This window comes from Streptomyces sp. NBC_01296 (assembly GCF_035984415.1).
GTDB lineage: Bacteria > Actinomycetota > Actinomycetes > Streptomycetales > Streptomycetaceae > Streptomyces.
Genome location: NZ_CP130720.1, coordinates 4585772 through 4609816, shown reverse-complemented (window position 1 = coordinate 4609816; position 24045 = coordinate 4585772). Strand labels below are relative to the sequence as shown.

The 24045-nt window shown below is 71.6% G+C and carries 22 protein-coding genes; 14 read left to right on the top strand and 8 right to left on the bottom strand.

Annotated features, from left to right (window positions below; all coding sequences use genetic code 11):
• Positions 1–178: 178 nt before the first annotated feature.
• The 4 genes from OG299_RS20790 to OG299_RS20775 all read right to left on the bottom strand — a co-directional run bounded on the left by OG299_RS20790 (position 179) and on the right by OG299_RS20775 (position 4486).
• Positions 179–1237, bottom strand: a complete 1059-nt coding sequence (locus OG299_RS20790) for a YeiH family protein (protein WP_266627709.1) — start codon at positions 1235–1237, stop codon at positions 179–181.
• The gene (locus OG299_RS20785; RefSeq protein ID WP_266627707.1) at positions 1237–1791 is read right to left on the bottom strand and encodes a cysteine dioxygenase family protein; all 555 of its coding nucleotides are present in this window, start codon (positions 1789–1791) and stop codon (positions 1237–1239) included. Before OG299_RS20785 ends, OG299_RS20790 begins: the two co-directional genes overlap by 1 nt.
• A 98-nt stretch (positions 1792–1889) precedes the next feature.
• Entirely contained in the window at positions 1890–2795 is a 906-nt protein-coding gene (locus tag OG299_RS20780; RefSeq protein ID WP_266627705.1) for a LysR family transcriptional regulator, read from the bottom strand.
• A gap of 119 nt (positions 2796–2914) precedes the next feature.
• Positions 2915–4486: a S1C family serine protease gene (locus OG299_RS20775; RefSeq protein WP_327362263.1), complete on the bottom strand. Its 1572-nt coding sequence runs from the start codon at positions 4484–4486 to the stop codon at positions 2915–2917.
• Positions 4487–4723: 237 nt separating this feature from the next.
• Between OG299_RS20775 and OG299_RS20770 the strand changes: the two genes are divergently transcribed.
• The 3 genes from OG299_RS20770 to OG299_RS20760 all read left to right on the top strand — a co-directional run bounded on the left by OG299_RS20770 (position 4724) and on the right by OG299_RS20760 (position 7398).
• The gene (locus OG299_RS20770; RefSeq protein ID WP_327364559.1) at positions 4724–5509 is read left to right on the top strand and encodes a glycerophosphodiester phosphodiesterase; all 786 of its coding nucleotides are present in this window, start codon (positions 4724–4726) and stop codon (positions 5507–5509) included.
• 85 nt (positions 5510–5594) lie between these two features.
• Positions 5595–6197 carry an ATP-binding protein gene (locus OG299_RS20765; protein ID WP_327362262.1) on the top strand — a complete coding sequence of 201 codons (603 nt, stop codon included), beginning with the start codon at positions 5595–5597 and terminating at the stop codon, positions 6195–6197.
• Between the two features lie 226 nt (positions 6198–6423).
• Positions 6424–7398, top strand: a complete 975-nt coding sequence (locus OG299_RS20760; RefSeq protein WP_327362261.1) for a DUF5926 family protein — start codon at positions 6424–6426, stop codon at positions 7396–7398.
• 181 nt (positions 7399–7579) lie between these two features.
• Here the strand turns inward: OG299_RS20760 and OG299_RS20755 are convergent, their stop codons facing one another.
• Positions 7580–8173 carry a hypothetical protein gene (locus OG299_RS20755; protein WP_266627697.1) on the bottom strand — a complete coding sequence of 198 codons (594 nt, stop codon included), beginning with the start codon at positions 8171–8173 and terminating at the stop codon, positions 7580–7582.
• 154 nt (positions 8174–8327) lie between these two features.
• Positions 8328–9026: a bifunctional DNA primase/polymerase gene (locus OG299_RS20750; protein WP_327362260.1), complete on the bottom strand. Its 699-nt coding sequence runs from the start codon at positions 9024–9026 to the stop codon at positions 8328–8330.
• Positions 9027–9433: 407 nt separating this feature from the next.
• Here OG299_RS20750 and OG299_RS20745 point away from each other — a divergent pair, with 407 nt between their 5' ends.
• The gene (locus OG299_RS20745) at positions 9434–11062 is read left to right on the top strand and encodes a PP2C family protein-serine/threonine phosphatase (RefSeq protein WP_327362259.1); all 1629 of its coding nucleotides are present in this window, start codon (positions 9434–9436) and stop codon (positions 11060–11062) included.
• Between the two features lie 87 nt (positions 11063–11149).
• Positions 11150–12616, top strand: a complete 1467-nt coding sequence (locus OG299_RS20740; protein WP_327362258.1) for an aminopeptidase P family protein — start codon at positions 11150–11152, stop codon at positions 12614–12616.
• A gap of 130 nt (positions 12617–12746) precedes the next feature.
• Here OG299_RS20740 and OG299_RS20735 read toward each other — a convergent pair whose 3' ends face one another.
• Positions 12747–13238, bottom strand: a complete 492-nt coding sequence (locus OG299_RS20735) for an ATP-binding protein (protein ID WP_266627689.1) — start codon at positions 13236–13238, stop codon at positions 12747–12749.
• A 219-nt stretch (positions 13239–13457) separates the two neighbouring features.
• Here OG299_RS20735 and OG299_RS20730 point away from each other — a divergent pair, with 219 nt between their 5' ends.
• From OG299_RS20730 to OG299_RS20690, 9 genes are all read left to right on the top strand, one after another.
• The gene (locus OG299_RS20730; RefSeq protein WP_327362257.1) at positions 13458–14282 is read left to right on the top strand and encodes a hypothetical protein; all 825 of its coding nucleotides are present in this window, start codon (positions 13458–13460) and stop codon (positions 14280–14282) included.
• A gap of 109 nt (positions 14283–14391) precedes the next feature.
• Positions 14392–15096 (top strand): YcnI family copper-binding membrane protein, encoded by a 705-nt coding sequence (locus tag OG299_RS20725; RefSeq protein ID WP_327362256.1) that lies wholly within the window; start codon positions 14392–14394, stop codon positions 15094–15096.
• Positions 15097–15205: 109 nt separating this feature from the next.
• Positions 15206–15856 (top strand): SCO family protein, encoded by a 651-nt coding sequence (locus OG299_RS20720; protein ID WP_327362255.1) that lies wholly within the window; start codon positions 15206–15208, stop codon positions 15854–15856.
• Entirely contained in the window at positions 15853–16350 is a 498-nt protein-coding gene (locus tag OG299_RS20715) for a copper chaperone PCu(A)C (RefSeq protein WP_266627682.1), read from the top strand. Before OG299_RS20720 ends, OG299_RS20715 begins: the two co-directional genes overlap by 4 nt.
• A 22-nt stretch (positions 16351–16372) precedes the next feature.
• Positions 16373–18361, top strand: a complete 1989-nt coding sequence (locus tag OG299_RS20710; protein ID WP_327362254.1) for a copper resistance CopC/CopD family protein — start codon at positions 16373–16375, stop codon at positions 18359–18361.
• The gene (efeB, locus tag OG299_RS20705; RefSeq protein ID WP_405701955.1) at positions 18286–19641 is read left to right on the top strand and encodes an iron uptake transporter deferrochelatase/peroxidase subunit; all 1356 of its coding nucleotides are present in this window, start codon (positions 18286–18288) and stop codon (positions 19639–19641) included. The genes OG299_RS20710 and efeB overlap by 76 nt, the downstream gene beginning before the upstream one ends.
• A gap of 42 nt (positions 19642–19683) precedes the next feature.
• Positions 19684–20619 (top strand): prephenate dehydratase, encoded by a 936-nt coding sequence (pheA, locus tag OG299_RS20700; RefSeq protein WP_266627676.1) that lies wholly within the window; start codon positions 19684–19686, stop codon positions 20617–20619.
• A 526-nt stretch (positions 20620–21145) separates the two neighbouring features.
• Positions 21146–22423 carry a serine--tRNA ligase gene (gene serS / locus OG299_RS20695; protein ID WP_266627674.1) on the top strand — a complete coding sequence of 426 codons (1278 nt, stop codon included), beginning with the start codon at positions 21146–21148 and terminating at the stop codon, positions 22421–22423.
• Entirely contained in the window at positions 22420–23232 is an 813-nt protein-coding gene (locus OG299_RS20690) for an HAD family hydrolase (RefSeq protein WP_266627672.1), read from the top strand. Before serS ends, OG299_RS20690 begins: the two co-directional genes overlap by 4 nt.
• Before the next feature lie 163 nt (positions 23233–23395).
• Here OG299_RS20690 and OG299_RS20685 read toward each other — a convergent pair whose 3' ends face one another.
• Positions 23396–24043 (bottom strand): rhomboid-like protein, encoded by a 648-nt coding sequence (locus OG299_RS20685; protein ID WP_266627670.1) that lies wholly within the window; start codon positions 24041–24043, stop codon positions 23396–23398.
• Positions 24044–24045: the final 2 nt, after the last annotated feature.

Genomic DNA, 24045 nt, shown 5'->3' with positions numbered 1-24045 from the left:
GGACTCCTTCTGCCGTGCCCGGTCCCGTCGGAGCGGGCAGGGTGGGGGTGAAGAGCTGTCGGTGCGGATCGGCCGCAGAGTCGCACGCGCGGCACGAGAAGTCAGGAGACGGTCGGAACGTTCGTTCGGTTCCGGCCAGGAATTGGCGAACTCCCGTCGATGGACGATGCCCTGCGGGTCACATCGTCAGCAGCACTCCCGCGTACGAGACCCCGGCCACCACGATCCAGGCACCGAGCCCCAGTACCGCGGCCCGTCCACCGGTCTTGGCCAGCCGGGGGAGGTCCACCGCACTACCGAGCCCGAACAGGGCCGCTGCCAGCAGCAGTTCCTGCGCGGTGTGCGCCCACTCCAGTGCCGCGTCGGGCAGCACCCCGGTGGCGCGCAGCGCGGCCGCGGCCAGGAACCCGGCCACGAACAGCGGCACCGGCGCGGGGCGGCGGCCCGAGGGCGTGCGGACACCCTGCCGGCGCGCCCGTACGGAGAAGGCCACGGCGGCCACCAGCGGGGCCAGCAGGGCCACCCGCATCAGCTTGACCAGGACGGCCTCGCCGAGCGCTCCCGGGCCCGCCGTCTGGGCGGTGGCGACCACCTGGCCGACGTCGTGGACGCTCGCGCCGACCCAGCGCCCGAAGGCCGGGTCCGAGAGCCCCAACGGGCCCTGGAGGAGGGGGAGGACCGCGATGGCCAGCGTCCCGCACAGCGTCACCAGCGCCACCGAGGCGGCGACGTCCTCCTCGTCGCTGCCGGACACCTGGCTCACCGCGCCGATCGCCGAGGCCCCGCAGATCGAGTACCCGGTGGCGATCAGCAGTGGCTGGTCGCCGGGGAGGCCGAGCTTGCGGCCCAGCCAGAGCGTGCCGAGGAAGGTGGCGGCCACCACCGCGGCCACCATCGCCACCGTGGCCCAGCCCAGCCGGAGCACCTGGTCCAGGCCCAGGCCGAGGCCCAGCAGGACGATGCCGATGCGCATCAGCCGCCGGCCGGCCAGCGAAAGGCCTGGCCGGGCTGCTCCACGTACGACCTCCCGTATGCCCGGGAGATGGGCCACCGCGATGCCGAGCACCACCGACGCGGTCAGCATGGGTACGTCGGGCACCAGCCGGTGCACGCACCACGCCACCAGCACGCCCACGGCCGCCAGTCCCAACCCCGGCCAGGACGAGGATGTTTCACGTGAAACACGCCCTGCGCGCTCCGTCTCCGCCCCGCGTACCGGGCGGTTCAGCAGGGCCATCAGTCGGTGGGGAGCGTATAGACGCGGCGGACGCTGCTGCCCAGGCGGATGACGTCGGCTCCGTAGACGTGAAGGGATATCGCCGTGGTGCGACAGGAATTGCGGACCTTGTGGATATCGCCGGGCGGGGCGAATCCGCAGACGTCGCCGGGGCCGTTGACCACCTGCTCGGTCGCCACCAGCCGGGCGCAGGACTCGCCCGCGGCGGGGGCCAGTCGGTAGCGGAGCTCGCTCTCCTCGCCCTCGTGCACCCCGGCCACGCACCAGGAGACGTGGTCGTGGATGGCGGTCTCCTGGCCGGGGAGCCACACCAGCGCGACCACCGAGAAGCTGCCGTCCGGCTCCGCGTGCAGGACGTGCTGCCGGTACCGGTCGGGGTGCCCCTCGCGCTGCTCGGGGGTGAGCAGGTCGGCCGTACCCAGATGCGGGGCGACGCGCTCGCCGACGAGGTAGGCGGTCAGGTCCGGGGCCAGCCCCCGGTCCACGACCGTACGGATCTCACTGACGAGGGCGGCCATCCTCGCGGTCGTACGGGCCGGCGTAGTGGTGGTCATACAGGCAGCGTCGAGCAGCCGTCCCATCACGTCCAACGACAGTTCTCACCTGAAATCCCAAGCAGCGCTTATGGATTCGGGGGAGGGGCACCGGCCGGTCAGCAGCCGACGCGGTTGGAGGCCGCCTGCTTCAGCGCGTTGAGAACCACGGACGTCGCCGGGATCCGCAGATGGTCGCGGTAGACGTACGCGGCGATGTGCCGGCGTGCGGCAGGCTGCAGCGGCCGCCCGCACACCTTGCTCAGGGAGAGGGAGGGCAGCACCAGTGCGGGCATCATCGCCACGCCGAGCCCCTGCCCGACCATGCTCTGCACCACCAGGTTGTCGTCCGTGGCGAACCGGATGTCGGGCACGAAGCCCAACTCGGCGCACTCGTGCAGCAGGTTCGCCCGGCAGCGCGGGCAGCCGGCGATCCACCGCTCCTCAGCCAGGTCCGCCAGGTGCACGGCCCGCCGCCGGGCCAGTGGGTGCCCGGTCGGGAGCAGCACCGTCAGCTGGTCCTCCATGAGTCTGACCTCGGCGACCTCCTCCGGAATCTCCTCGTGGAGCCCGGGATAGGTGAAGGCGAGGGTGATGTCGCACTCCCCGCGCTCCAGCCGGCGCAGCGACTCGGGGGGCTCCCCCTCCAGCAGCTCGACCTGGATGCCCGGATGCTCCTTGGCCAGGCCGCTCAGGGCCTCCGGGACCAGGGTGACGTTGGCGCTGGGGAAGCCGCACAGCCGCACCCGCCCGGTGCGCAGACGTGCGTACGCCTTCAGCTGGGCCTCTGCGGCGGAGAGACTGCCGAGGATGGACTCGGCGTGCCGGGCCATGGACTCCCCGGCCTCGGTGAGCTGCATCTTGCGGCCGACCCGGGTGAACAGCGGAGTGCCGACGGCGCGTTCGAGCGCCTTCATCTGCTGGGTGACAGCAGGCTGGGTGTAGCCGAGGACGCGAGCGGCCGCCGAGTAGGACCCGTTGGTGACCACTTCATGGAAAGTACGTATGTGCCGCGAATCGAACACGAGGGAAGCATAAGCGGACATTGGGAGGGCCGTAGGCGTATTCGCGCCCACGGCCCCTCGCCATCAGGCCAGCTGTCCCGGCCGGTCCCCGCGCGCGGGGACCGGCCGTGGAGCCGTGCCTACTTGTCGCCGACCCGCGAGCCGAGCGTGATGTCGACGGTGTTCGGCTTGCCGTCGCGCAGGTAGGTCAGCTTCACGACATCGCCGGGCTTGTGCGTCCAGATCTCGCTGATGAGGGTCGGGCCGCTGTCGATCGGCTTGTCGCCGAACTGGGTGATGACGTCGCCGGGCTTGAGGCCCGCCTTGCCCGCCGGACCGTTGGGGTCGACCAGCTCGTTGGCGGGCGCGCCCTGCTCGGAGATCTTGGCGCCGTCGGTCTTGGCCTGGAGGTCCACGGAGACCGAGATGATCGGGTAGACCGGCTTGCCCGTCTTGATCAGCGACTCGGCGACGTTCTTCGCCTGGTTGATCGGGATGGCGAAGCCGAGGCCGATCGAACCGGCCTGGCCGCCGCCGAAGCCGCCGTTGCCGGCCGACTGGATGGCGGAGTTGATGCCGATGACCGCGCCGCGCCCGTCGAGGAGCGGGCCGCCGGAGTTGCCGGGGTTGATCGAGGCGTCCGTCTGGAGCGCGCTCATGTACGAGCTCTTGCTGCCGGAGCCGTCGCCGGAGGCCACCGGGCGGTTCTTGGCGCTGACGATGCCGGTGGTGACCGTGTTCGACAGGCCGAAGGGGGCGCCGATCGCGATGGTCGAGTCGCCGACCGCGACCTTGTCGGAGTCGCCGAGCGCCAGCGGCTTGAGCCCGGCCGGCGGGTTCTTCAGCTTGAGCACGGCCACGTCGTAGCCTTGGGCCCGGCCGACGACCTCGGCCTCGTACTTCTTGCCGTCGGAGAAGGTCGCGGAGAGCTTGCCGCCGTTCGCGGCGGAGGCCACCACGTGGTTGTTGGTGAGGATGTGGCCCTGCTGGTCGTAGACGAAGCCGGTGCCCGTACCGCCCTCGCCGTCGCCGGCCGAGGCCTCGATGGTGACGACGCTGGGCAGCGCGCCCGCGGCCAGGCCCGCGATGGAACCGGCCTCCCGCTTGAGGTCCTTGGGGGTGTTGCCCGCGGCGATCGTGGTCGAGCCGAAGCCGTTGTCGTTGCGCTCGGCGGCCCAGTAGCCGATGCCGCCGCCGACGCCGCCCGCGAGGAGGGCCGCCACGAGCACGGCGGCGACCAGGCCGCCCTTGCCCTTCGGCTTGGCGGGCGGCATGCCGCCCGTGGTCAAGGGCGCACCCCAGGCGCCGCCGCCGTGGCCGCCGGAGCCGTACGCCGGGACGCTGGGCGGCGGGGGCGGCCAGCCCTCGGCGCCGTGCGCGGCCGGGGCCTGCGGCGCGGGGGCCTGGGCGTAGGCCGGTGCCGGGGCGGGGGTGGGCGGGAGCTGCTGGGTCGGCTCCGCGCCCGGCGCGGGCGTCGGCGGGAGCTGCTGGGTGACGGGCTCCGCGGCGGGCCCGGCCGGCGCGGGGGCATGCGCAGCGGCGGCCTGCCCGTCCGTCGGGGCATGTGCCGTCGGGGCAGGTGCCGGGGCGCCCTCGGAGGCCTCCGCAGCCGGGGCGGGCGCGGACGTCTCGGGGGCGGGAGCGGCCACCGGGGGTGCCGACGGGGCCGCGGGGGGCGTCGGGGCCGCGGTGCCCTCGTTCTCGGTGCTCACAGCGCTCTTCTCCTCGTCACACACGGCTTCAGACAAACTGGTGGTTCGGCCCGACTGAACGTTCGACGTGCCGCACAAGTTCCTGGGAAAAGCCTTCCCCATGACCCGTCAGAGCACTGTAAGCCGGACCTGTGTATCTCCCCCATCCTTTATCTCCGGCATTTCGGTCGCATCCGCAGGGGCGGATCCCGACACCGGGCGCCTTCTCGGTGGCACCATGACTCGGTGACCCACGCAATGCCGCCCATCCAGGTCGTCGCCCACCGCGGCGCCTCGGAGGATGCCCCCGAGCACACCCTGGCCGCCTACCGCAAGGCCATCGAGTACGGCGCCGACGCCCTCGAATGCGATGTCCGGCTCACCGCCGACGGCCACCTGGTCCTGGTCCACGACCGCCGGGTCAACCGCACGTCCAACGGCCGCGGCGCCGTCTCCGCCCTCGAGCTGGCCGACCTCGCCGCCCTCGACTTCGGCTCCTGGAAGGACCGCGAGGAGTCCCCCGACTGGGACGCCGACCCCGAGCGCACCTCGGTGCTGACCCTGGAGCGGCTGCTGGAGCTGATCTCCGACGCCGGCCGGCCGGTGCAGCTCGCCATCGAGACGAAGCACCCGACCCGCTGGGCCGGACAGGTGGAGGAGCGCCTCCTCTTCCTCCTCAAGCGGTTCGGGCTGGACGCGCCGCCCGCCGAGGGCCCGCACCCGGTCCGCGTCATGAGCTTCTCCGCGCGCTCCCTGCACCGGGTGCGGGCGGCCGCGCCCACGATCCCGACCGTGTACCTGATGCAGTTCATCTCGCCCCGGATGCGCGACGGGCGGCTGCCGGCCGGGGTGCCGATCGCCGGTCCGGGGATGCGCATCGTGCGCAGCCATCCCGGGTTCGTCCGCAAGCTCCAGAGCGCGGGTCACTCCGTACACGTATGGACCGTAAACGAACCCGAAGACGTTCAGCTCTGCGCTGATCTGGGTGTGGAAGCGATCATTACGAACAGGCCGCGCCAAGTTCTGTCACAGCTCGGGCGCTGACGTCCCCTTTTGCCCACCCGTCCCGCCCGTCGCGCGCGTGACAGGGTGTGCCCCGGCGCATCCGCTCCGCAACCACTGGTCATGAATGCGTCAGAGCTCCCCGCTGGGTCGGTTTCCGGTCCAGGCCATTGGGGCATCCAGACCATGGCGTGGGGCTAAGGAGGTTCCGGGGGTGGCGTTGGTGGTGGCACAGGAAGTGCCCACGTCGTCGTGCATGGACGTATGCCATGGTCCTGCGGGCGTGGGCGAGGCGAGACGCCGCATGCGTGAGCAATTGCGTATGAGCGGGGTGTCCGAATCGGTCGTTGACGACGCCGTTCTGATCCTTTCCGAACTGCTCAGCAACGCCTGCCGACACGGCAGACCGCTGGGCGCCGGGGAGATCGGGGACGGGGAGATACGCGCCGCATGGCGTATCGACAAGGCGGGGCGGCTGACGGTCGAGGTCACGGACGGAGGCGGTCCCACCCGCCCGGTTCCGGCCACGCCCTCGGTCACCGCGCGCGGCGGCCGGGGGCTGAACATCATCAGCGCCCTCGCCCAGAACTGGGGTGTCCGGGACGGAGCGGCAGGCGAGGTCACCGTATGGGTGACCGTTGCATGTGGGCCCCGGCACGACGATTTCGCTACGCGCGTTGCGCCCCCGGCGATCGACTTCAGCACGGCCTTCGACGATCTGAATCCGTGACCGGATCCCGACGCGGACCCGACCCGGATCCCGGCGCGGATCCCCGACACGGACCCGAACCGGATCCCCGACAGCAGCACCCGCACCTTCGGCCATCCGAACGAGCGGCCGCCGGGAGCGCACGCCGACCGTGCTCCCGGCCGCATCCTCCCGGTTGCAGCGGTACGAACGGCTAGGCTCGCGCCCAGACACAACGCCGTACCGCCGCAACCGGGAGACACCCACGATGGCCAAGAAGCGCCCCGCAGCCAAGACTGCAAAGCCGCAGCTCAAGAACGGGGAGATCCCGGTGGTGGGCGCACGCGAGCCCTGCCCCTGCGGATCCGGGCGCCGCTACAAGGCCTGCCACGGAGCAGCCGCCGCGCACGCCGTCACCGAGCACGTGGCACGCCCCTTCGAGGGCCTGCCCGGCGAGTGCGACTGGGTCGCGCTGCGCGAGCTCGTGCCCGCGGCGACCATCCCGCTCACGCTCAAGGGCGGCCTGCCCGAGGGCGTCCCCTCCGTCACGCTGGTGACCGTACTGCCCATGGCCTGGCCGGCACTGCGCCGCGAGGACGGGTCCGTCCTGCTCGGCCTGCAGAACGACTCGACCACCGGGGACCTCTCCCGGGACATGGCCGACACGCTGGAGCGCGCGCTCGTCGCGGAACCGGGTACCCCGATTCCGGCCCGCCGCGTTCCCGCCGAGGGTCCGCGACTTCAGGATCTCTTGGACACGGACGGCGTTTTCGAGCCGGTTGTGCACAGCGGCTTCGAATTCTGGATTCCGGATGCGGAGAGCGCCCAGAGCGCCTCCCCGGAGATCGCCGCCTCCCTCGAGCGCGCCAACGCCGCCGCCATCCCGACGGTCAAGCTGGCCGGCGTGGACGCGTCCTACTGGTGCGAGACCCCGGACAAGAACCACCTGCGCTGGGTCATGCCGCACCCCGAGGAGAAGCTGCTCGACGCCCTCGCGCGGCTGCACGCCGCGGGCACCTCCTCGCTCGGCGAAGGCACCCGACTGGTCGGTTCCTTCCGGGCGCACGGCCTGATGGTCCCCGTCTGGGACCTGCCGACCGGAGTGAGCGCCGACGACGTCGAGAAGCCTGCGGCGGAGTTCGCGGAGCGGCTGGCCACGGCCCTGGCCGCGGACGCCCCGCTGACCGCGGAGGAGCGCCGGGCGCGCGGCGGACTCACGAACCGCCAGGTCACCCTCAGCTGACCGCCGGGCCCCTGCAGGACCGGTGACTGGGGTCACAACTCCCGCTAATCGCCTGCAAATCGGTGTCTGAATATCAGAGATCGAATTTGCGAACAGGCGATCTCTTGTTACCGTTCTTGTAGCCCGGTCGCTGGTGCATCCCCCGTCGCCAGCGACCGGGCCCTTCCTTTTCCGCCGTCGCTCAACCGTCGGCCGGTGCCGGTGAGTTGCTCCCGGACCGCAGCAGCAGTCGCCCTTCATCATCCGGAACTGCAAACTCCGCAACGGCCGAGTAGGCGTCCGGCGCCCCCGCCGAGTCCTCCCGCGGCGTCTCGCACAGTCCCGGCTCGTCGCCCGCCCCGACCGCGCACCGGATCTGCACCGTGCGCCCCGCGGGCCCCATCACCGTCAGGACGGCGTCCAGTGCGCGCCCGCTGGTGTTGCGGTAGTAGCTCCGGCCCCAAGTCCGCCCCTCGCCGACCAGGATGCAGGTCTGCGCCTCCACGCCCTGCGGCGAGGAGAGTTCGGGGCCGCACCGGGAATCCGCCCGGGGCTGCTCGGACGGACCCGGCTGCTGCGGCTCGCCCCGCGGCGGCCCGGCCTGCCGGGCGGGCGGGGCGCCGGACGCCGGCGTACGGGGTCCGCCCGCCGGATCGGTCAGCCCGAGCGAGGAGAGCAACCCGCTGCCTTTTCCGTCGTCCTGACCGGCGAAATCCGGTCCGGCGATCGCTCCTGCCAGCGGGAGCGACAAGATGATCAGCACACCCGCGCTGATACCGATCAAGCGGAGATTCATTCGGCGAACATAGCGATGCGGGAATGGGGCGCGGAGATCCCCGCGCCCAATTCCCTTGGAAACTCGTCGCACTGACACCCGTACGAGTGATCGGCGGGTGCCCGGCGCGTCGGTACGAGCACCCGCGCGCGGGCCGTACGCCCACCGCGCGGGATCAGTACGCGAGCCGGCTGCCGCCGCCGGAGGCCCCGCTGCTCGCCTCGACCAGCGCGTCCACGAGCGCCTCGATCTCCGGCAGCCACAGGCCCCCGGCATCCGCGGGCTCGCGCTCCCACCGCACCTGCCCGCCGCCGGACGCGGGGGAGGGCGGGAGCAGCAGGTAGCCGCCCTCGCCGTGGAAGCGCAGCGCGGAGGGCACGTGGTCCTTGGCGTACAGGAGTTCGCCGAGCCGCTCCAGCGAGTACGGCGCGACCAGGAGCGACCACCGGGTGGGGGTGGCCACGATCGGGCCCAGCCGCATCCCCTGCGCGTCCAGCCGTACGACGGCCCGCGCGGCCGCGGCGGCCGGCAGGCTCACGGCGCACGGCGCGGACCCGCCGGTGGCCATCAGCACGGGAGCGGTGGGCCGGTTGGTCCACCACCAGGCCACCATCCGGGGGTCGGTGGTGGCCGCCAGCAGCCCGGGGTCGAAGGGGTGGGCGCCGGGGACGACGCAGTCGGGGTCGGGGCAGGCGCACCGGGTGCTGTCGGCGCCGGAGCGGCCGACACCGGGAAGCACCGGCCACTGCCAGGCGGTGGCGCAGGTGAGCGCCGCATCGAGGAGGGCCTGGTCACCGCTCTGCCCGGGGGCGGGGCGAAGGGATTTCAGGCGATTGCGGAGCCGCTGGAGACGCCTTCCGAGGATCTCGCGCATGAGCGCTCGTTCCTTTCCGTTGAACGCCGAGGGCCACATCACACCATGTAACCGGTGTCTCACCACACGTACACGTTTCGCGTCACTGTCCGCCAGAAGCAGGTTCACACGGTTCGTGCAGTTTTCTTACGGGTCCATGAAACGTCCGGCGGGGGCGGAACGCGACCCGCGCCGATGCCGAGACCGGCTGCCGCCGCTAAGGACGACGGGCCGTGCCGGGCGGTTCCCGGCGACCGCCGGGCTGCGCCAACTCTCCCCGGGCACCACCGACTAGGTACCCGGAGCCACTCCGGCGCCCGACCAGTCGATCGCAAAAACCGTCCGCTCCCAGCTTTTTCCGGCCAAGTTCTAGCCTTGGCTGGACAGTGAGTTGCAGCCCCACGGACACCAGGATTCCCACCTGGGCAATGCTGGACATCGATCCTCGTGTGCGTGTAGATGTGGATTCATTGATGGCGGCGCAGCACGATCTGGGGGTTTGCGATGCTATATGGCGAATCGCACCAGGTGGAAAGGCGGACGCCATGAGCGCCCCGCATCTGCCGAAAGTGGCTGGAATCGATCCAGCAGTTACCGCGGTCTCGCAGACTGCGGCGCCCATTCCCGCCCGAACAGCCCCCGCACCGGCCCCGGCACCGGTTCCCGGACCGAGCACGCTGATCCAGGACCGCCTGGCGGGGATGGTCTCCGATCTCACCACCCTCCACGAGCTCACCGAACGCCTCGCCCGCGCCCGTGACCTCGACTCCTCCCTCCAGGAGTTCCTGCGCGCCGGAGCCGCGCTCGTCGGCGCCCGCCGCGGCCTGGTCGTCCTGGAGCCCTCCGACGGACTCGGCCCGACGGCCACGATCGGCCTCGGCCTCGGCCGCGCGGACCTCGGGCACATCGAGACCGTCCCGCGCACCGCGACCTCGTACGGCCGGATCCTCGACGGGCTCCCCGACGCCCACGGCGGCTCCGAGGTGCTCCCCGAACCCGACGCCGCCCCCGGCTCGGGCGGGTACGGAACCCCGGTCGACCCCCGCCACCGCGAGGTCGCCGCCCGGCTCGGCTACGCCGCGAGCTACGCCGTGCCGCTCACCGCCGAGGCCACCGGCCGGCTCGGCGCGGCCGTCTGGCTCTACGACGAACAGGCCGAGCCGAGCGAACGCCAGCGCGATCTCGCCGGGCTCTACGTCCGCCACGCCGCCGAACACCTGGCCCGGATGCTCGAGGTGGAACGGTCCCGCAGCCGGCTGGCCACGGTCGCCGAGGAGCTGCTGCCCAGCCGGCTCCCCCGGATCCCCGGCGTCCAGCTCGCCGCCCGCCACCACACCGGGCCGCGCGGCGGCGGCGACTGGTACGACGCGCTGCCGCTGCCGGAGGGCGCCCTCGGGCTGGCCGTCGGCTCCGTCACCGGAGCGGGGCCCAGCGCGGTCGCCGCGATGGGACGGCTGCGGGCGTCGCTGCGCGCGTACGCCGTCATGGAGGGGGAGGACCCCGTCGCGGTCCTGTCCGATCTGGAGCTGCTGCTGCGCCTGACCGAGCCCGCGCGCTGCGCGACCGCGCTCTTCGCGTACTGCGAGCCGGCCGGGGCCACCCATGCGGGCAGCCAGGGGAGGAAGATCATCCTGGCCGGGGCGGGGCACGCCCCGCCGCTGCTCATCGGCGAGCGCCGCACCGAGTACGTGGAGACCTCGCTCTCCGCGCCGCTCGGGATGCTGTCGTGCTGGGAAGCGCCGAGCGTGGAGATCGAACCTGCACCCGGAGAAACGGTGCTGCTGTACACCGACGGGCTGCTGCGGCGGACCGGCGACCCGATGGACCGGGCCTACGCACGGCTGCACGCCGCGGCCGCGGGAGTGCCCCGGAGCATCCGGGACGACCCGGCGGCCGTCTGCGACCACATCCTGCGGACGGTGCTGCCCGAGGACGACCCGGCGCTCGCGCCCGCCGGATCCGCGGCTGCCGCGGCCGCCACCGGGGCCACCGCCGCCATGGCCGCCACGGAGGACGGGGTGGAGGACATCGTGCTGCTCGCCGCCCGTTTCGACTGATTTATCACACCCGCCGCCGGGCGTCTTCCCCTCGCACATACGATGGATGCGGTCCATACCCGGTCCTGTCGTAGCTGAGGAGAAGACGTGGCTGACGAGCTCACCCCGGAGACCCCGGAAGAAGAGCAGCCCCAGAAGAAGCACAAGCAGCGCAAGAACGCGCTGTACCCGGGCGTCAGCGACGAACTCGCGGAGAACATGCGCACGGGCTGGGCCGACACGGAGCTGCACGGGCTTGAGCCGATCGCCCAGGCCGCGCACACCGCCGCCCGCCGCGCCGCGCTGTCCGCGCGCTTCCCCGGCGAGCGCCTCGTCGTGCCCGCGGGTCGCCTCAAGACCCGCTCGAACGACACCGAGTACCCCTTCCGCGCCTCGACCGAGTACGCGTACCTGACCGGCGACCAGACCGAGAACGGCGTGCTGGTCCTCGAGCCCTCGGGCGAGACCGGCCACACCGCCACCGTCTACCTGCTGCCCCGCTCCGACCGCGAGAACGGCGAGTTCTGGCTCTCCGGCCAGGGCGAGCTGTGGGTCGGCCGCCGCCACTCGCTGGCCGAGGCCGAGCAGCTGCTGGGCATCCCCGCGAAGGACGTCCGCAAGCTCGCCGACGAGCTGGCCGAGGCCGAGGGCCCGGTCCGGGGCGTCCGCGGCCACGACTCCGTCATCGAGGCGGCCCTGACCGACAAGGTCACCAAGGAGCGCGACGAGGAGCTGCGCGTCTACCTCTCCGAGGTCCGCGCGGTGAAGGACGAGTTCGAGATCGGCGAGCTCCAGAAGGCCGTCGACTCCACCGTCCGCGGCTTCGAGGACGTCGTGAAGGTCCTGGACAAGGCCGAGGCCACGTCCGAGCGCTACATCGAGGGCACCTTCTTCCTGCGCGCCCGCGTCGAGGGCAACGACATCGGCTACGGCTCCATCTGCGCCGCCGGCCCGCACGCCTGCACCCTGCACTGGGTCCGCAACGACGGCGACGTCCGCTCCGGCGACCTGCTGCTGCTCGACGCCGGTGTGGAGACCCACTCCCTCTACACCGCCGACGTCACGCGCACGCTGCCGATCAACGGCACGTACACCGACATCCAGCGCAAGATCTACGACGCGGTGTACGCGTCCCAGGAAGCCGGCATCGCCGCCGTCAAGCCGGGTGCGAAGTTCCGCGACTTCCACGACGCCTCGCAGCACGTCCTCGCCGAGAAGCTCGTCGAGTGGGGCCTGCTGGAGGGCCCGGTCGAGCGCGTCCTGGAGCTCGGCCTGCAGCGCCGCTGGACCCTGCACGGCACCGGCCACATGCTCGGCATGGACGTCCACGACTGCGCCGCCGCGCGCACCGAGGCGTACGTCGACGGCACGCTGGAGCCGGGCATGTGCCTCACCGTCGAGCCCGGTCTGTACTTCCAGGCCGACGACCTGACCGTGCCCGAGGAGTACCGCGGGATCGGCGTCCGGATCGAGGACGACATCCTGGTCACCGAGGACGGCAACCGGAACCTGTCGGCCGGGCTGCCCCGTACCTCGGCCGATGTCGAGGCCTGGATGGCGCGCCTCAAGGGCTGACTCCGGCAGGCCGCGACGGCAGGCCTGCGAAGGCTGACCCCGGACGGCTGACCCCCGACGGCTGACCTCCGATGGGCGGGATCTCGTACGCGAGTCCCGTCCATCGGCGTATCCGGGAGGAGTTGCTCGGCTACGACGCCTTCAGCAGCGCTCCCTCACGCCATTTCAGGATCTTGTCGAAGCTGACCACCGCGCCCCGGCCCGGCCGGTTGCGGAACCTGACGTGGTCGGCGAGCTCCGCGATCAGCCACAGGCCCCGGCCGTGCTCGCTCTCCGACGGTGCGGAGGGGCCGGCCGGCGGGGGTCTGCGCCCCGTGACCGTCGCCGCCGGGAATCCCGGGCCCGAATCGGTCACTTCGATGCGGCAGCAGTCCCCGTCCAGGTATGCGGTGACGCGGTACGCCGCGCACGCCTCCGGGTCCGGTTCCGCGCCGACACCGGTTTCGGCCGTCGGGCCGCCGTGCTCCACCGCGTTCGCGCACGCCTCGCTCAGTGCCACCGACAGATCGAAGGAGATGTCCGGGTCCACCCCCGCGGTCTCCATCGTCCCCAGCAGCAACCGCCTGGCGAGCGGCACGCTCGCGGCTTCGCGCCTCAAGTGGAGAGACCACCAGATGCTCATACGGGTACCTATTGCCGCCCACGGGGATGCGTAAGCACCCGGCGGGCGCCACAGCCCTCATTCGGCCGATGCGGCACTCCCGGGCCGCGGTGTATGCGGCGGTTCACGGGCCTCCGCCGCGGCGGGGACACCCGAGGTGAAGCCCTCGTACAGGGGCACTCACGACCTTCCGGACCTGCCGTATGGGCGGCGTGAGCTCAGTGCGATGATGGCCCGGCCATGACTGTCCCCCACGCGACGCCCGCCGGAGCCGGCCTCCGGCTCATCCGGGCCGCGGTGTTCACCGCGGTCTGCGTCGTGCTGTCCGCGGCCGGGCACGCTCTGGCGTCCTGCGCCACCGTGCCCTGGTGGGCCCTCGTCATCGCCTTCCTCGCCGTGTTCGCGGTCGCCGCCCCGCTCGCGGGACGCCGGCGCTCGCTGCCCGGCATCGCCGCCGGGCTCGCCTTCGGGCAGCTCGGACTGCACGCCGTGTTCGGCCTCGCCCAGCACGGCGACACCGCGGCCCAGGCACCCGCCGGCAGCGACACCTCGCTCGCGGCGCTCGCCGCCCGGCTGGTGTGCGGGGGCAACTCCGTCCCGCTCAGCCCGGCCGACGCCCGGCAGATCCTGGAGACCGCCGGGCTGGACCCGGCCGCCATGACGGCCCAGGCCGCAGGGCAGGCCGCGGCGCAGGCACATGCCGGCCACGCGCACATGGCGCAGGCCTATGCGGCGCCCGCCACCGGCCTGTTCAGCACCGGCATGCTCGTCGGCCACCTGCTGGCCGCGCTGGCCGCGGGCTGGCTGCTGGGGCGCGGCGACGCCGCCCTGTTCCGGCTCGTCGAGCTGTCCCGCACCTCTGCCGAAGCCGATCCGGTACGCCCGCTGCGCGCCGCGCTGGCCTTCGTACGCGCCCTCGGCGCCGGGCTCCCGGGCGCGCCTTCCGGTGCCCCGCAGGCCACCCGGAGCACCGCCGAACCCGCCGCCCACACCGGCCGGGAGGCACTCCAGCACACGGTGATCAGGCGCGGGCCGCCCTGCACGGCGCTCGCCCTCGCAGCCTGACGCGGCACCCCCTCCCCGGAGCACCCGGCGGAAGCACCGGTGCCGCGAACTCCGCGCGCGCCCGTGCGCGGGACCACCGTCACCACTGCCCCTGTGGAGTGTTTCTGCCATGAAGACCTCTCGCGTCTCCTTCACCGCCGCCCTTGCCGCCGGCGCCGTCCTCGTCCTGTCCGGCACCGCCTTCGCGCACGTCAGCGTGCAGCCGGGCGAGGCCGCCAAGGGCGGCTACGCGACGATCAACTTCAAGGTTCCGAACGAGCGCGACAACGCCTCGACCACGCAGCTGGAAGTCAACTTCCCCGTGGACCAGCCCCTGACGTCCGTCATGCCGCAGGACATCCCCGGCTGGACGTCGAACGTCGAGAAGACCAAGCTCGACAAGCCGCTCACCGTCCACGGCAAGCAGGTCAACGAGGTCGTCACCAAGGTGACCTGGACCGGCGGCAAGATCGAGCCCGGCAAGTTCCAGCAGTTCCCGGTCTCCGTCGGCAAGCTGCCCGACAACGCCGACCAGATGGTCTTCAAGGCGATCCAGACGTACGACAACAACGAGATCGTCCGCTGGATCGAGGAGACCAAGGAAGGCGCGGCGGAGCCGCAGAACCCGGCGCCCGTCCTGAAGCTGACCGCTGCCAAGGCGGCCGACGACCACCACGACGACAAGAACGCCACCGCCGCCAAGGACGACAAGGGCCACGACGAGGCCGCCGCGGGCGCCTCCGACACGACCGCGCGGATCCTCGGCATCGCAGGCATCGTCATCGGCCTCGGCGGTGTCGCCTTCGGTGTCGCCTCGCGTCGCCGCGCCTCCTGACCCGGCGCGGCCGCAGGCCGTATCCCCGTATCCAGAACGTGCGCGCAGCCGGCCCGACCTCGTGGCCGGCCCGCCCGCACCACATCCCCGATCCCAGGGACATTTCTCCATGCGCACCACACGTGTGACGGTCGCCGCCCTCGTGGCGGCGGCCGCGCTCACCCTCACCGCCTGCGGCGGTGAGCCCGTCAAGCCCGACGCGGTCACGCAGATCACCGGCCAGTCCAAGGCCGGTACCGCCACCGTCCTCGACCGCCCCTTCGACAAGCCGGAGCTGGTCCTGACGGACACCACCGGCAAGCCGTGGAACCTGCGCGAGCAGACCAAGGGCAAGCCGACGCTCATCTACTTCGGCTACACCAACTGCCCCGACGTGTGCCCCCTGACGATGAGCAACATCGCCGTCGCCAAGAAGGCACTCCCGAAGGCCGACCAGGACAAGCTCCAGGTCGTGTTCGTCACCACCGACCCCGAACGGGACACTCCCGACTCCCTCGGCGCGTGGCTCAAGGCCCAGGACCCGTCCTTCACCGGACTGACCGGGGACTTCGCCACCATCCAGGCCGCCGCGCGCAAGCTCGGCATCGGCATCGAGGCCGCCAAGAAGGAGGCCGACGGCAGCGTCGTCTCCATGCACGGCGCCCAGGTCATCGCGTTCTCGCCCAAGACCGACGAGGGATACCTCCTCTACGGCGAAGGCAGCACCGTCGACGACTACACCAAGGACCTGCCGAAGATCATCAAGGGAGAGAACCCGTGAACGCCCGCACCACCCGCACCCTCGCCGCCGCACTCTCCCTGACGGCAGCGCTCGCCATATCCGGCTGCTCCTCGGACTCCGACTCCGGCTCGGCCGCCAAGGCCGGCGCGGACAAGCCGAAGATGACGGTCACCGGCGCCTTCATGCCGGAACCCGTGAACGACAAGATGGCCGGCGCGTTCATGGTCATCAAGAACGACTCGAAGACGGCCGACAAGCTCACGGCCGTCACCAGCCCGCTCTCGGACGATCTGCAGATCCACGAGACCAAGGACCAGAAGATGCAGCAGGTCGCGGCCATGGACGTGCCGGCCAACGGCGAGCTCAAGCTGGAACGCGGCGGCAGCCACGTCATGTTCATGGGGCTGAAGAACACGCCGAAGGTCGGTGACAAGGTCACCGTCGAGCTGCGCTTCGAGAAGGCCGACCCGGTCAAGGTCGAGCTGGACGTCAAGGAACGGACGTACAACGCCCAGAACACCAGCGCCCACTGACGGACCGAGGTACTGACACGCCATGACGGCCATCGCCCCCTCCCCGGCCCGCGTCCGGGCCGCGGCACTCCTGCCGCGGCTCGCGCTGGTCCTCGCAGCCCTGCTGACAGCCCTGTTCACGGCTGCCGGCCCGGCCACGGCACACGCCGCACTCACCGCGAGCGACCCCAAGGACGGGGCGGTGGTCGCCACGGCCCCCGCCCAGGTCACCCTCTCCTTCTCGGAGCAGGTCGCCATGGGCGACGACTCCATCCGCGTCATGGACCCGCAGGGCAGGCGGGTGGACACCGGCGAACTGCGCGACATGTGCAGCGGATCCACCATCCGCTACGGCACCGCACTGCACTCCGGGCTGCCGGACGGCACGTACACCGTCGCCTGGCAGGCCGTGTCCGCCGACAGCCACCCCGTCTCGGGCGCCTTCACCTTCTCCATCGGCGCCCCCTCGGCGACCAGCGTCGCCCTGCCCACCGGGCAGGCGGGCGGCGGACCCGTCGGCATCGCATACGGCATCGCCCGCTACGCCGCCTACGGCGGTTTCACCGTCCTCGTCGGCGGGGCCGCCTTCATCCTGCTGTGCTGGCGCCGCGGCGCCGCGCAGCGCCCGCTGCAGAAGCTCGTCGTGCGCGCCTGGGTCACGCTCACCGCCGCCACCCTCGCGATGCTGGTGCTCCGCAACCCGTACACGGGGTCGGGGAAGTTCGCCGACGCGCTGGACCTCGACGGCCTCAAGGCCGTTCTGGAGACCAAGCCCGGCGCCTCCCTCGTCTCCCGGCTGCTGCTTCTCGGTGCTGCCGCGCTGTTCATCGCCGTGCTGTTCGGCGCCTATGCGCGCAGGACCGCCGAGACCGGGGACACCGGCAAGGGCAAGAGCAGTGACGAGGGCAAGGACAAGGGGCAGGGACAGGGGCAGACTGCGGACAAGGAGGCCAACGACCTGCTCTTCGGTCTCGGCATCGGCGGAGCCGTCGTCGCCGGCGGGATCGCAGCCACCTGGGCCCTGTCCGAGCACGCCTCGACCGGCATCCAGCCCGGTATCGCCATGCCCGCCGACATCCTGCACCTGCTGGCCGTCGCGGCCTGGCTCGGCGGACTCACCGCACTGCTCGTCGCCCTGCACAAGGTCCCCGGGATCGAGCGCGAGGCGGTCCAGCGGTTCTCCCGGGTCGCGTTCGTCAGCGTCCTGGTGCTGACCGTCACCGGCATCTACCAGTCCTGGCGCCAGGTCGGCAGTTGGTCGGCCCTCACCGGTACCAGCTACGGACGGCTCCTGCTGCTGAAGGTCGGGCTCGTCGCGGTCCTGGTCGCCATCGCCTACGTCTCCCGCTCGTGGACCGGACGACTCACCGACGCTCCTGCCGGGAAGCCTGCCAAGATCGCCCGGCAGCGCGATGTTTCACGTGAAACACGGCCGGCCGCCGTCACCGTCCCCGAGGACCCCAAGCGCGCCGCCCAACTCGCCCGCCAGCGCGCCGCCCGCGACAACGCACGCGAGAAGCAGGTCCGCGACGCGGATCCGACCCGGGCGGGGCTGCGCCGCTCCGTCCTCGCCGAGGCCGGGGTCGCCGTCGTCCTGCTCGCCGTGACCACCGTCCTCACCAGCACCGAACCGGGCCGGACCGCCGAGCAGGCGAGCGGGCGGGAGTCCGCGGCCACCGCCGTCCCCAACCGCGCCATCAAGGTCACCTTGCCCTTCGAGACCGGCGGCGAGAACGGGAAGGGGTCGGTCCGGGTGGAGCTCGACCCGGGCCGGGTCGGCGCCAACTCGCTGCACGTCTGGGTGGACGACCCCGAAGGCAAGCCTCTCGACATCCCCGAGATCAAGGTCGCTTTCACCCTCCCCGCCAAGGACATCGGCCCCCTGCCGCTCATCCCGGAGCGCGCGGCCCCCGGACACTGGAGCGCATCCGGCGTCCAGCTGCCGCTCACCGGGGAATGGCGGATCGACGTGACCGTCCGTACCTCCGACATCGACCAGACGACCGTGCAGAAGAACGTGAAGATCGGCTGATCAGCGTGACCGAGAGCAACCCCGACATCGAGATCTCCCGGCGCCGGCTGCTGGGCACCGTCGGCGCCGCAGGCGCCGCCGGGCTCGCACTCGGCGCCACCGGCGGTGCCCTCGTGCACTCCGCACTCGCCGACTCCCCGGCCGGCGCTCCCGGCGCCACCGGGAGCCTCGCCTCCCTCGGCGCCACCGAGGTCTCCTTCCACGGCGACCACCAGGGCGGCATCACCACCCCGCTGCAGGCCAAGGGCCACGTCCTCGCCTTCGACCTGGCCCCGGGTGCCGGGCGCAAGGAGGCCGCCGCCCTGATGCGCCGCTGGTCCGACACCGCCCGCCTGCTGATGGCAGGCAAGGCCGTCTCGTCCACGGACACCGGGATCGCCCTCGATGCCGGGCCGTCCTCCCTGACCGTCACCTTCGGCTTCGGCCACTCCTTCTTCGAGCGCACCGGGCTCGCCGCCCGCCGCCCCACCGCCCTCGACCCGCTGCCCGACTTCTCCGCCGACCGGCTCGACGCCCAGCGCAGCAACGGCGACCTGTGGGTCCAGATCGGCGCCGACGACGGGCTCGTCGCCTTCCACGCCCTGCGCGCCCTGCAGAAGGACGCGGGGGACGCCGCCCGGGTGCGCTGGCAGATGAACGGCTTCAACCGGTCCCCCGGCGCCACCGCCGCCCCGATGACCGCCCGCAACCTCATGGGCCAGATCGACGGCACCGGCAACCCGAAGCCCGCGCAGCCGGACTTCGACAAGCGGATCTTCGTCCCCGCCACGGGCCCCGGGCCCGCCGAGCATGCCTGGATGGGCGGGGGCTCGTACGCCGTCGTACGCCGCATCCGGATGCTCCTCGACGACTGGGACAAGCAGTCCCTGGCTCAGCAGGAGCAGGTCATAGGCCGTACGAAGGCCACCGGCGCGCCCCTCACCGGCGGCACCGAGACCACCGAGATGGCCCTCGACAAGATCGGCCCTGACGGCAAGCCGGTCATCCCGTCCAACGCGCACGCCCGGATCTCCGCCCCCGAGCAGAACGGCGGGGCGGCCATGCTCCGGCGTCCCTTCTCCTTCCACGACGGGATCGCCGCCGACGGCACCCCGGACGCGGGGCTCCTCTTCATCTGCTGGCAGGCCGATCCGCTGCGCGGTTTCGTCCCCGTCCAGCGCAAGCTCGACCGCGGGGACGCCCTGTCGGAGTTCATCCGGCACGAGTCCAGCGGGCTGTACGCGGTGCCGCCAGGCCCGCGCGACGGGGAGTACGTGGGGCAGCGGCTGCTCGAAGGGTGAACAGCACCCCGGCGGTCGGGGGCCCGGCATTAGGCTGATCACATGTCGGCCACCCGCTTCACCTATCTCGGTCCCGAGGGCACCTTCACCGAAGCCGCCCTCCGCACACTGCCGGAAGCCGCGACCCGGGAGCTCGTCCCGATGGTGTCGGTCCCGGCCGCCCTGGATGCCGTCCGCAACGGGGAGGCCGCGGCCGCCCTGGTGCCGATCGAGAACTCGGTGGAGGGCGGCGTCACCGCCACGCTGGACGAGCTGGCCTCCGGCGAACCGCTGATGATCTACCGCGAGGTGCTGCTGCCCATCACGTTCGCGCTGCTCGTGCGGCCCGGGACCAAGCTGTCGGACGTCAAGACCGTCACCGGACACCCCGTCGCCCAGCCCCAGGTGCGCAACTGGCTGCGGGCGAACCTGCCCGACGCGGTATGGGAGTCGGCCGCCTCCAACGCCGACGGCGCCCGGCTGGTCCAGGAGGGCCGCTTCGACGCCGCTTTCGCGGGTGAGTTCGCGGCCGCCACGTACGGGCTCGTCCCGCTGGTCACCGAGATCCACGACGCGGAGAACGCCGAGACCCGGTTCGTGCTCGTCGGGCGCCCCGCCCGGCCCGCCGCACCGACCGGCGCCGACAAGACCTCCGTCGTGCTGTGGCTCGGCGACGACCACCCCGGTGCGCTGCTGGAGCTCCTCCAGGAGTTCGCCGTCCGCGGGGTCAACCTGATGCTGATCCAGTCCCGGCCGACGGGCGCGGGCATCGGCAACTACTGCTTCGCCGTCGACGCGGAGGGCCACATCTCCGACCGCAGGGTCAGCGAGGCGCTCATGGGGCTCAAGCGCACCTGCCCCCAGGTCCGCTTCCTCGGTTCCTACCCGCGTGCGGGCGTCGCTCAGGGTGACGTGCGCGATCCGCGGCCCGGCACCTCGGACGGTGACTTCACGGCGGCTTCCGACTGGCTGACGCGCTGCCTCGACGGCCGGGCGTAGCTCTTCCTCCACTGTCCACAGAGTTATCCACAGGCCGAGATGGGGACCTGTGGACTAGTCGACATCGCGACGCGACAAGGTCGACAAATCGGTCGGCGGGCCCAGGTTTCGCGCTGGGGAGCGGGAGGTGAACGGCGTCACCCCCGCATCGCCGATCAACTCTTTGGAGCGAGTCATTCCCACCCGAATGAGTGTGTGAGGGTGGTTTGAACCCTGATTCGCCCTGACGGCCCGCCGTTGGGGATTGATCTAATTCCGTGTCCACAGATCCGGCGCACAGCCTGTGGAAAAGTCCCCGCGGTGGACAATTCCTGTGGACAAGGACGGCCTTCCCGCCCTGCTCAGAGGGTGCCCGGATACCCCGGTTGTGCCCCTTTTCAGGGAATGGGCCGCTTTTATTGACAGCCCGACAAGGGCCACTTCCAGCCAGTCGGCCAGAGTTTTCCATTCTCCGCAATTAGGACATAGCGACACGCAGCGTGATATCGGTGTGAGCCCAGGAAGCCCAGCCCGGTAGCCTGGAGGGGTGATTGACCTCCGGCTGCTCCGTGAAGACCCTGACCGTGTCCGCGCCTCGCAGCGCGCCCGTGGAGAGGACGTCGAACTCGTCGACGCACTGCTCTCCGCCGACGAGCGCCGCAGGTCCTCCGGGATGCGCTTCGACGAACTGCGCAATGAGCAGAAGTCGCTCGGCAAGCTCATCCCCAAGGCCTCCCCGGAGGAGCGGGCGGAGCTGCTGAAGAAGGCCGAACAGCTCAAGCAGGACGTCAAGGCCGCCGAGGCCGAGCAGAACGAGGCCGACGAAGCCGCCAAGCAGCTTCTCCTCCAGCTCGGCAACATCGTCCACGAGGACGTCCCGGTCGGCGGCGAGGAGGACTTCACCGTCCTGGAGACGCACGGCACCATCCGCGACTTCGGCGCCGAGGGCTTCGAGCCCAAGGACCACCTGGAGCTCGGCGAACTGCTGGGCGCCATCGACGTCGAGCGCGGCGCCAAGGTCTCCGGCTCGCGCTTCTACTACCTGACCGGTGTGGGCGCCCTGCTGGAGCTGGCGCTGGTCAACGCGGCCATCGCCCAGGCCACCGAGGCCGGCTTCATCCCGATGCTGACCCCGGCGCTGGTCCGCCCGCGCGCCATGGAGGGCACCGGCTTCCTCGGCCAGGCCGCGGAGAACGTGTACCACCTCGAGAAGGACGACTACTACCTGGTCGGCACCTCCGAGGTCCCGCTCGCCGCGTACCACATGGACGAGATCATCGACGCCGACAAGCTGCCGCTGCGGTACGCCGGCTTCTCGCCGTGCTTCCGCCGCGAGGCCGGTACGTACGGCAAGGACACCCGCGGCATCTTCCGCGTCCACCAGTTCGACAAGGTCGAGATGTTCTCGTACGTCGCGCCGGAGGACGCCGAGGCCGAGCACCAGCGCCTCCTGGAGTGGGAGAAGCAGTGGCTGACCAGCCTGGAGCTGCCCTTCCAGGTGATCGACGTCGCCACCGGTGACCTGGGCTCCTCCGCCTCGCGCAAGTTCGACTGCGAGGCGTGGATCCCGACGCAGGGCAAGTACCGCGAGCTCACCTCCGCCTCGAACTGCAACAGCTTCCAGGCCCGCCGCCTGTCGATCCGCTACCGCGACGGCAAGAAGACCGCGCCGCTCTCGACGCTGAACGGCACGCTGTGCGCCGTACCGCGCACGATCGTCGCCATCCTGGAGAACCACCAGCAGGCCGACGGTTCGGTGCGGGTGCCTGCGGCGCTCCGTCCGTACCTGGGCGGCCGCGAGGTCCTGGAGCCGATCACCAAGTGAGCCCGGCCCCGTTCCCGTACAAGCTCGTCGCGACCGACCTCGACGGCACGCTGCTGCGTGGCGACGACACCGTCTCGGAACGCACCCGTGAAGCGCTCGTCGCGGCCACCGCGGCGGGCGCGGCGCACATCATCGTCACCGGCCGGGCCGTGCCCTGGACCCGGAGCGTGCTGGACGACCTCGGCTACAAGGGGATCGCGGTGTGCGGGCAGGGCGCGCAGGTCTACGACGCGGGAGCCCACCGGCTGCTGACGTCGGTGACGCTCGACCGGCAGCTGGCCGGACTGGCGCTGTCGAAGCTGGAGGCCGAGGTGGGTCCGCTGGCGCTCGCGGCCAGCCGGGACGGGGTGGACGGCGACGTGCTGTTCGGGCCCGGCTATCAGGTGCAGGGGGGCCTGCCGGCGGTCTACCTGGAGGACACCACGGAGGTCTGGACGGCTCCGCTGAACAAGCTGTACATCCAGCACCCGGAGCTCGACGACGACGCGCTGGTGAAGGTGGCCCGGGAGACGGTGGGCTCCTTGGTGGACATCGTCATGGCCGGCCCGGGCATAGTGGAGATCCTGCCGCTGGGGCTGACGAAGGCCACCGGCCTCTCGCTGGCCGCCCGCCGGCTGGGTGTGAAGGCGGCGGAGACGATCGCCTTCGGTGACATGCCCAACGACATCCCGATGTTCGGCTGGGCGGCCCACGGCGTGGCGATGGCCAATGCCCATGCGGAGCTGAAGGCGGTGGCCGACGAGGTGACGACCTCCAACGAGGAGGACGGCATCGCGGTGGTGCTGGAGCGTCTGCTGGGCGCCGCCTGACGGCCCGGCCGGAATTAGGGAAGGTCCGGAACAGCCCGCGCCGCAAGGCGCGCTCGAAGTGGCTGCTCCGGACCTTTTTGTTGCTCCCCGCACGACTCACTCTGCCCGGGGCGTACGTCCCGTACCAGTCAATTTCCATGCATCAGCCCGGCGAGCGCGGCGCTCATGTTTCACGTGAAACATGTCTGGGGTGCGGGTGGCGGGTCAGCGGCCAGGCGAGCAGCCCGACGGAGAGCGAGATGGCGTGCCCGAGGTCGGTGAAGGTGCCTCCGGTGAGGAGGGGGAGCCCGAAGAAGGCGACGACACAGACGAGGTAGAGCCAGCGCAAGGGGTTCGGGAGCCGGTAGGTAAGGACCCCGATCGAGGCGGCGAGTCCGTAGCTGACGCCGACATCGACGACGTGGATCATGCTCTGCGGGGCCCGGTGGTCCTGAATGGCCATCAGGACCACCTTCTGGCTGATCAGGGTGGCCGTGATGTGGGCGGTCGCGACGATGGCGAGCCAGCGCAGGGTGCCGAGCCAGCGTTCGACGGGAGCGTGGAAGAGCTCGAAGAGGACGGTGTACAGCGCGAGCGAGGCCGGGTTCTCGATCCAGAAGGCACTGGAGAGCAGGGCGCGCACGGGGTGCCGGGTGAGCTCGTGGATATTGCTGCTGTGGCGGTGGAGCAGGACGTGCTCGAGGTGGTCGGGCGCGATCACGACGATGACGCTCGTGACGGCGAGGAGCAGCAGCCATATGTGCGTACCGGGCGAGGAGCGTATCCAGGACCGTACGGGCCTGGACGGCTCGGGCTCGGTGTGCTCCGTCATGC